Here is a 7628-nt window from a genome sequence, read left to right as displayed (position 1 = left end):
CGGTCGTGTATTTATAATAGACCGAGCCCAGCAGAGTATTGTTCCCCGGGAAGGTCTTCTGGTAAGCCGCTTCGAAGGAGTTGGTGAACTGCGGTTTCAGATTGGGGTTACCCCGGCTCAGGTTCAGGGAGTCGGAGTAGTCCGTAAAGGGAAACAGCTGGAAGAAATTGGGCCGGTCGATCCTCCGGGTATAGTTAAAGGAAAGGTCCTGGTCACCACCCAGTTTCTGGGTCAGGAACACGCTGGGGAAAAGGCTGATCGGGAATTTGTTGGTGAAATGCCCGATCGAGGGAAACTGGTTGCCGTTGACGTCGACATCCGTAAAGTGCTGCGTACCGTTGTAATCGGAGCTTTCACCACGCAGCCCCAGCTGATAGGTAAAGTTGCCGATCGCATTGGAATAGGTGACATAGCCGGCGAAGACCCGGTCACGGAACGTGTAGTTGGAAGAGAGCAGCTGGTTGACGACAAACTGGTTGCCCCCGTTCAGCGTATCGATATTGTTGATGCTGGTGTTGTTGCGGATCGCTATCCGGCCGCCGGCCTCGAATTTGGACTTCTCGCCGAGGGGTAGGGTATAGTCCGCCTGAGCCGTGAAATATTTGTTGTCTCCGTTGCCGGTCTGTTGCTGCTGATAGACTCCAAGGGAAGGGCTGTTCTTGTCCAGCGTCGTATGCTGCTGCGTCTGGATCAGATTGAAATTGTCGTTGGAGCCCTGGCTGTAGTTGACATCCGCCGTCAGCTCTTCGCCCGCCTTGGGGAAGGTGTGCTTGTAGCTGAGCATGGCTCCGTGGTTGTTGAACTGGGAGTTGCTGGTGGAATAGCGGCCGGTGTAGAAGGCCGAACTCTGACCGGAGGTCGACGAGTCGGTCTGCGTAAACAGATCGCTGTTGATAAAGGGCTGGAACGTGCCGTGAACGATATTGCCGGACAGCGAGATCGTATTCCGGTTGTCGACAAGAAAATCGAGTCCGCCGCGGGCGAAGGCAAAATATCCCTTGTTGACATTGTCGTCACTCTGGTTGAGGACGCTGGTATAGGCCGAGCGGCTGCCGAATGCGTCGAAACTGCTCGTCCGGTCGGTGAGGCCCGTGGCCTTGGTTTTACGTTGGTTGTAGTTGCCGCTGAGGAAGAAGTTGACCTTGCCCTGTTTGACGTTGATATCGCCGCCGAGATTGAACCGGCCGCGCTGGTCGATACCGGAGCGGATGTTTCCATTGTAGCCGGCCTTGCGGTTCTTCTTCAGAACGATGTTGAGGATACCCGCCGTTCCGCCGGAGGCATCGTATTTGGCGCCGGGGTTGGTGATGATCTCCACGCTCTGGATGGCATCCGCGGGGATCTGGTCGAGGGTAAGCGTTGTGGGCCGGCCGTCGACGAAGATCGTGGGCGCGCTATTGCGAAGGGTGACGTTGCCGTCGATATCCACCTGGACAGAGGGCACGTTCTTCATGACATCGGTCGCCGAACCGCCGGCGGCCGAGATATCCTTTTCAACGTTGTAGATCTTACGGTCGACCCCCATCTGGATAAGGGGTTTGGAGGCGGTGACGGTTACCTGCTCGAGGTTTTGGGCGTCTTCGTTGAGCTTGATATTGCCCAGGTCTTTATCGACTGCGTTCATCGCCTGCATGACTGCCGGGTTGGGCTGGCCATCTGCATTGCCGCCGCCGCCGGGAGGGCCTCCCGCATTGCCGCCGGCTCCGGCGCCGCCTGCGCCACGCAGACCCTTGAGATCGAATGCTACTTTCTGGTCGTATGTTTTATAGCCGATAGCCGTGATCTTCAGCCGGAAGTTGCCGAAGATGGGCAGGTTTTCGAGACTGAAATCGCCATGACGGCCGGTGATCATGCCGCCGACGATCGTATCTTTCTGACCACGTGTCAGGATCAGTTGAACCGATGCTCCATCCATTCCCTTGCCGGTCTTCGCATCCACGATCTTCCCATAGAAGTGGCCGATCGAGCCGGACTGTCCGCCCATACCCCTTCTTCCGGCGCCTCCCGGACCCGCGGGCGGACCCTGGGAAAAGCCGATCGTCGACATTGCCATAGCGAAGAACAAAAGCCAAGATTTTCTCATGAGTATTAGTTATTCAATTTGCCTGCAAAATTCAGGTCAAAACATTTAGCAAACCGGCGGTTTCTATACAAACGGTAGGAATCAGATATGGTAGGGTTAATCGATTAACCCCTTATTACCCGATTTTACCTTAGCCATAAAGTGAACAGGATTTGCAGCAATCCGATGAGAAAACCAAGGGCTGCGCCGATGATCTCGACGAAGCGGAACTCCTTCGTCAGGAACTCGTTAAGCATGTTCTCCAACCGGTCGGCGGAGAAGGAAGCGATCTTCTGCACCACGATGCGTTCGAGGTCGAGGTCATGCCGGAGATTGGCGACATAGTTCTTCATGATGACGGGGAAAAGGTCCTCCAGTTCTTTCATAAAGACCGTCTTCAGCTGACCGATGGTCTTGTCGCCGATGAACATCGAGATCATGGGCATTTGCTCCTTGAGCTTTACACGGAGAAAGTTGTCGATATGTTCTTCGGCCAGGGGGAGGATGCGGCGGACATTATCGGGATGGGTGATGGTCTGTTCGATATCGCCGAAAGAGAACAGTTCCTGACCGACGATACGGCCGAGGCTTTCGGCAATCTGCTGCTGGCGCTTGGGGAAGACGCCGTGGAGGGTGAAGCCGAGGATCTTTTTGGGCTGACGGGGATGGAACAGGAGCTTCAACGCCATCCAGATCGTAAGCCAGTGGATAAAGGCGGAGATAAAGGGGATGGTATAGAACCACCAGGACAGTTGAGACATAGTAAGTAGTTATAAGAAGAGAGGCCGTTGGACGGCCTCTCTTCTTTTTTTGGGTGGATGATGGGGTTCGAACCCACGACCCTCAGAACCACAATCTGATGCTCTAACCAACTGAGCTACAACCACCACGTGAAGCGCAAAATTAATGTAAAAAGGCTTTTCGTCAAAAACATTATTCAAAATAATTTGTCTAACCGTTCATGTAAGATGGGCCAGGTGTCCGCCTGCCGCTCATGGAATTATGGCAAAGTGCTTGTTAATATTCATTTTATCCGGCAACATCCCATTTAATTTATCGTTATTTTTGAATAGCTATGTTAAAAGTGCTAAAGTATATGATCAATAAAAGAAATCTACCCATTGTCCTGTTGGTTTTGGCGGGCGGCGTCTTTGTTGCTTTCAGGACCCTGGGTATCGGGAGTAACCCACCCACAAAATATGAGCGGATTCTGCACAGCGTAGGAGAATATCTGGAGAACGTGCATTACAGTCCGAAGGCGATCGATGACAAGTTCTCCAAAGAGGTCTTCCGCAAATACCTCAAGGAAGTGGATGCGGAAAAGGATATATTCCTGCAATCCGACGTCGATAACCTGGGTGGCCGGTATTCGACAAAGATCGACGACGAGATACTCGGCACTACCTCCATCCAGTTTGTACCGGCCGTGACCGAAGTCTACCGGAAGCGGCTCGGCGAGACGGAAGCCCTCTACAAAGACATTCTTTCCCATCCTTTTGACTTCAACAAAGAGGAGGACTTCAATCAGAACTATGACGAACTGAAGTTCCCCACCAACGACGCCGAACGCCGGGAAGCCTGGCGCAAGCGGCTGAAATACCTCACCCTCGAGCGGTATAGCGACCTGCTGGACCAGCAGGAGACAAATAAGACAAAACCGGGTTATGTGGCCAGGACAACGGAAGCGCTGGAGAAAGACGCCCGGTCCAGGAGTATGAAGGTGATGGACCGCATTTACGAGCGGCTAAAGATAAAAGAGACGGATGACGACCGGTTCAACATGTTCGTCCAGTGCATCGTACAGTCGATGGACCCCCATACGGACTATTTCCCGCCGGTGGAAAAACGCTATTTCGACGAGCAGATGAGCGGCCACTTTTTCGGCATCGGCGCATCGCTTCAATATGACGACGGCAATATCAAGATCGGCAGCCTCGTGACCGGCAGCCCTGCCTGGAAATCCGGGAAGGTGGGTGTCGGTGACATCATCCAGAAGGTAGCCCAGGGCAGCCAGGAACCGGTTGATATGAGCGGCTATTTTACCGAGGACGCCATCAAGATCATCCGTGGCCAGAAGGGCACGGAGGTTCGGCTCTGGCTCAAGAAGCCGGACGGCTCGGTGCAGATGGTGTCCCTGATCCGCGATGAGATCGTCCAGGATGAACTGACCTTTGCCCGCAGCGCGATCGTCAATTCGCCCAAAGGGAAGATCGGCTATATCTATCTGCCGGAATTCTATGCCGACTTCGACAATCCAAAGGGCAGCCGTTGCAGCATCGACGTTGCGAAGGAAATTTTCAAACTGAAGGAACAAAAGGTCGACGGGATCGTGCTCGATCTGCGCGATAACGGCGGCGGTTCATTATATGATGTTGTCCAGATGGCAGGTTTCTTTGTCGAGCAGGGCCCCATCGTCCAGGTACGCGACCGGGACGGCAAGCCTTCGATCATCCCCGACCACGACAAACAGGTGTTGTATGACGGTCCTTTTGCGGTTATGGTCAACGAGCTGAGCGCATCGGCTTCCGAGATCTTCGCCGCAGCGATCCAGGACTATCACCGCGGGGTGATCATCGGCAGCACCTCCACCTATGGCAAGGGAACGGTACAACGGCCTTATGGGCTGGACAAGAACCTCGGCTTTTTGGACGCCAACAGCGAACTGGGCACCCTGAAGCTGACCCTCCAGAAATTTTACCGGATCAACGGCGGCAGCACACAGCTGCGCGGCGTCGCTTCCGATATCGTACTGCCGGATATCTATCCCGACATCTACGAATACAGCAAGATCCGCGAAAAGGACAACCCGGATGCATTACCCTGGGACGAGATCCCCAAGGCCGACTACAACACCTGGAAATATGCCTATGATGTCAATAACATCAAGGCGATGAGCAACGAGCGGTTGAAGAACAACAATTCCTTCACCCTCATCCGCCAGGACGAAGAATGGCTGAGCAGCATCCAGGACAAGGTCTATCCCCTGAGCCTGAAGAAATACCGGGAAGAGCAGAAGAAGGTGAAAGAGACCGTCAAACAGCTGCAGACCCTGAGCAAGCTGCCCGCAGGCAATGAGATGAACGTTCAGGCCCTCCCGCAGGACGCGCATAAATATGACGAGGACAAGAACAAGGCCGACCGGTTCCAGGCCTGGCTCAAGGATAAAAAATCGGATATCTGGCTGGCCGAGACGGTCAACGTGGTAGATGACATGATCGCCCAGAAGAACTTGGTATACAACAAATAATAAGCTTTATATCGAATAAAAAAGGGAGTCGTTTGACTCCCTTTTTTATTTTAGATATCGTTCCTCGAGTATCCGCATATGATGGGTAACATGGCCGGGAATGATGTAGCCGATGGTAAAGGCGTTGAGGGGTTTTGACCGGACTGTGCCCACGAAGCGAAGCTGCTCGTCGGTGAAGGCGTCATAGAGGAGTTCGGTGGATTGGCGGACGGCTTTGAATTCGTCCAGAAGATCCTTCCACTTGCGGGTGGCGCCGCCGTCATGGGCCGCCCAGGCGTTCTCGTCAAAGGGCGGAAGCGGGGTGCCATCCAGGCGGGAGAGGTGCAGGGCGCGAAAGGCGAAAACCCGTTCCGCATCGAGGATATGCTGGAGCATTTCGCGGATCGTCCATTTGCCCTCGGCATAGGCATGATCGTACTTCTTGCTGGAGATGCCTTCAAGAAGTTTGCGAAACTCCTTACCGTTCTTCTTTATCGCCTCGCGGAAGTCATTCTCCCGGATAAGGGCGATATAGTTGTTGTAGGCATCATCGGCGATAATCTCGGTTCTTGGAATCATATTATAAATATAAAAAAAAGGCCGGGGACAAACCCGGCCTTTTTTTTAATTCAGTGAGTTGTGCATGGTCGACTTTTCCGGCTTTTTCGGCGCCGTGTTCAGCGTCGAGGCCAGCTTCAGCGCTTCATAAGCGTTGAGGATGCCGCCGGACTTGGACAGATCGGCCATGTTGACCATGACGGGACTATCCTGGGAGCCGGGCCGCTCGACCTTGCCGGGAACGGGGACGGCGGATTTTTCGATACAATATTTTACCTGCTGGGCGGTGAGGTTGGGGTAATATTCCAACAGCAGGGCAGCAACGCCGGTGACGACAGGCGCGGCCATGCTCGTACCCTGGAGGTTGCCATAGTTCTTGCCGCCGGGCAGGGTGGAGTAGATGCGGGTGCCGGGGGCGAAGACATCCACCTCTTTCTTGCCATAGTTGGAGAAGGAGGCGGTATAGCTCGGGAAACCGGGCTCGGCAAGCAGATCGCTGCTGGCGCCCACCGTGATCCAGTTGGAGGCAACATAATCGGAATGCTTGAAATCGGGATTGGGGAAGTTGTCGGTCGTATCGACATCGGCGTTGTCGTTACCGGCTGCATGGATGAGCAGGACGCCCTTGCTCTCGGCATATTTCACGGCCGAATCCACCCAGGTCTTTTCCGGGGACAGGTTCTTGCCAAAGCTCATGTTGATGACGCGGGCGCCATTATCGACGGCATAGCGGATAGCGAGGGCGATGTCCTTATCGTGTTCGTCACCGTTTGGCACGGCGCGGATCATCATCACCCGGACATTGTCGCAGATGCCGTCCATTCCCTTGCCGTTGCCTCTTTCCGCGGCGATGATGCCGGTGACATGCGTTCCGTGCATCGGGTCTCCGGCCATGACATCGGCATTGCCATAGGAACGGTCGCTTATATCGTTCTCGTTGTCCTTGACGATCTCGTGCCGGTAGTCCTTGGGCGGGTTCTCTTTGGCAGAAGCCTTTCTTTCTTCCTGGTCCACCTGTTCGGAGAACTCGGAGAGGAAGGTCTTGTTGCTCATATCCATGATCTTATTGGCCTTGAAGAGATAGAGGAACACGGCTTTTGCGTTCCGGGCTTCGGTCGTGCGGGTTTCGAAGGTATCGAGGTCGTTTCCCGTGTATTCCGGCCGCCCGATGGCCATCTGAAGGATACTGTCGTTGCGCACGGAAGCGGTGTAGGCTTTGTGCAGCATCACCAGATCGACACCGGCATCGGAGCCATCACCCATGACGGTACGGCGCGCCTTTTGCCACATGTGAAAATTATCCTTGTCGTCGGCGCTGAGGGCGGCGGTATCCAGCCCCGCGGCTTCGAACTTGTCCTTGAAGGCATAGTAGACGCGGGCTTCTTCCTGCGAATCGTCCTTGACATTGGTACCGTCTTTGCCGCCGATGAAATTCCAGCCATGGATGTCATCGACATAGCCGTTGTGATCATCATCGATCCCGTTACCGGGGATCTCTTTTGGATTCGTCCAGAGGATCGCTTTCAGGTCTTCGTGCGTGGTATCGACACCGGAGTCGATCACCGCCACCAATATCGTCTTGCTCTTTAGTTTTTTTGCTTTTGCGAATTCATAGGCTTTATTGAGACTGATCCCGAAAAATCCGTCTTGTTGTTTGTCGAGCAGGTGCCATCCTTTCGGCAGCTCGGTTTTTACACTGGTCCCCTGGGCAAACATCGTGAAGGGTACGCAACCAATAAGCATCGCTAGTAACCATCCATTCCGGCTTCCAATCATTTTTGT

At 54.1% G+C, this 7628-nt stretch carries 5 protein-coding genes and 1 tRNA gene; 1 reads left to right on the top strand and 5 read right to left on the bottom strand.

The annotated features are described in order from the left end of the window. The 3 genes from VGM48_RS04305 to VGM48_RS04295 all read right to left on the bottom strand — a co-directional run. The coding region (locus tag VGM48_RS04305; RefSeq protein ID WP_331576488.1) for an outer membrane beta-barrel protein at window positions 1-2083 on the bottom strand (2083 nt) is incomplete at its 3' end. Window positions 2084-2208: 125 nt separating this feature from the next. Continuing rightward, window positions 2209-2823 carry a DUF445 domain-containing protein gene (locus tag VGM48_RS04300; protein ID WP_331576487.1) on the bottom strand — a complete coding sequence of 205 codons (615 nt, stop codon included), beginning with the start codon at window positions 2821-2823 and terminating at the stop codon, window positions 2209-2211. A gap of 52 nt (window positions 2824-2875) precedes the next feature. Then, window positions 2876-2949, bottom strand: a tRNA-His gene (locus VGM48_RS04295). A gap of 209 nt (window positions 2950-3158) precedes the next feature. Here VGM48_RS04295 and VGM48_RS04290 point away from each other — a divergent pair. Beyond that, the gene (locus VGM48_RS04290) at window positions 3159-5309 is read left to right on the top strand and encodes a carboxy terminal-processing peptidase (protein ID WP_331576486.1); all 2151 of its coding nucleotides are present in this window, start codon (window positions 3159-3161) and stop codon (window positions 5307-5309) included. A gap of 45 nt (window positions 5310-5354) precedes the next feature. On the opposite strand, the gene VGM48_RS04285 is transcribed toward VGM48_RS04290, so the two are convergent. Both VGM48_RS04285 and VGM48_RS04280 read right to left on the bottom strand, forming a co-directional pair. After that, window positions 5355-5867 (bottom strand): DinB family protein, encoded by a 513-nt coding sequence (locus VGM48_RS04285; RefSeq protein WP_331576485.1) that lies wholly within the window; start codon window positions 5865-5867, stop codon window positions 5355-5357. 45 nt (window positions 5868-5912) lie between these two features. Continuing rightward, window positions 5913-7622 carry a S8 family peptidase gene (locus tag VGM48_RS04280; RefSeq protein ID WP_331576484.1) on the bottom strand — a complete coding sequence of 570 codons (1710 nt, stop codon included), beginning with the start codon at window positions 7620-7622 and terminating at the stop codon, window positions 5913-5915. Between the last annotated feature and the right edge of the window lie 6 nt (window positions 7623-7628).

Source organism: Puia sp., assembly GCF_036500295.1.
In the GTDB taxonomy this organism is placed as follows: domain Bacteria; phylum Bacteroidota; class Bacteroidia; order Chitinophagales; family Chitinophagaceae; genus Puia.
The sequence above is the reverse complement of the archived record's forward strand: the minus strand, read 5'-3'. Positions and strand labels throughout refer to the sequence as shown.